Source organism: Rheinheimera texasensis DSM 17496, from assembly GCF_000711985.1.
GTDB lineage: Bacteria > Pseudomonadota > Gammaproteobacteria > Enterobacterales > Alteromonadaceae > Pararheinheimera > Pararheinheimera texasensis.
Genome location: NZ_JONU01000003.1, coordinates 1 through 1,252 on the forward strand (window position 1 = coordinate 1; position 1,252 = coordinate 1,252).

A 1,252-nucleotide genomic window follows, 5' to 3' on the forward strand; every position below is an offset into this window, starting at 1 on the left:
TTGGTTGGTCTGAGTAGACTCGAACTACCGACCTCACCCTTATCAGGGGTGCGCTCTAACCACCTGAGCTACAGACCAGCCGTAACCGCAATGGTTCTTACTGTTTGCTCTACATCACAATCAATCATCTGTGTGGACACTTCGTTAAAGAATGTCGCTTTTGGTAAGGAGGTGATCCAACCCCAGGTTCCCCTAGGGTTACCTTGTTACGACTTCACCCCAGTCATGAATCACAAAGTGGTAAGCGCCCTCCCGAAGGTTAAGCTACCTACTTCTTTTGCAACCCACTCCCATGGTGTGACGGGCGGTGTGTACAAGGCCCGGGAACGTATTCACCGCAACATTCTGATTTGCGATTACTAGCGATTCCGACTTCACGCAGTCGAGTTGCAGACTGCGATCCGGACTACGATATGCTTTAAGAGATCCGCTCACCCTCGCAGGCTTGCCTCCCTCTGTACATACCATTGTAGCACGTGTGTAGCCCTACTCGTAAGGGCCATGATGACTTGACGTCGTCCCCACCTTCCTCCGGTTTATCACCGGCAGTCTCCCTAGAGTTCCCACCATAACGTGCTGGCAACTAAGGATAAGGGTTGCGCTCGTTGCGGGACTTAACCCAACATTTCACAACACGAGCTGACGACAGCCATGCAGCACCTGTCTTACAGTTCCCGAAGGCACAACCGCATCTCTGCAGTCTTCTGTAGATGTCAAGAGTAGGTAAGGTTCTTCGCGTTGCGTCGAATTAAACCACATGCTCCACCGCTTGTGCGGGCCCCCGTCAATTCATTTGAGTTTTAATCTTGCGACCGTACTCCCCAGGCGGTCTACTTAATGCGTTAGCTGCGCTACTCACGACACAAGGTCACGAACAGCTAGTAGACATCGTTTACGGCGTGGACTACCAGGGTATCTAATCCTGTTTGCTCCCCACGCTTTCGCACCTGAGCGTCAGTGTTGTGCCAGGGGGCCGCCTTCGCCACTGGTATTCCTCCAAATCTCTACGCATTTCACCGCTACACTTGGAATTCTACCCCCCTCTCACACACTCTAGTTTTCCAGTTTCAAATGCAATTCCCAGGTTGAGCCCGGGGCTTTCACATCTGACTTAAAAAACCGCCTACGTGCGCTTTACGCCCAGTAATTCCGATTAACGCTTGCACCCTCTGTATTACCGCGGCTGCTGGCACAGAGTTAGCCGGTGCTTCTTCTGTAGGTAACGTCAAAATGCTGTGCTATTAACACAACA

Annotated in this window: 1 tRNA gene and 1 rRNA gene; both read right to left on the minus strand. The window is 51.7% G+C overall.

Going from position 1 to position 1,252, the window contains the following annotated elements:
* Position 1: 1 nt before the first annotated feature.
* Positions 2-78, minus strand: a tRNA-Ile gene (locus Q399_RS0100085).
* Positions 79-164: 86 nt separating this feature from the next.
* Positions 165-1,252 (minus strand): 16S ribosomal RNA (locus Q399_RS0100090); the annotation flags it as partial.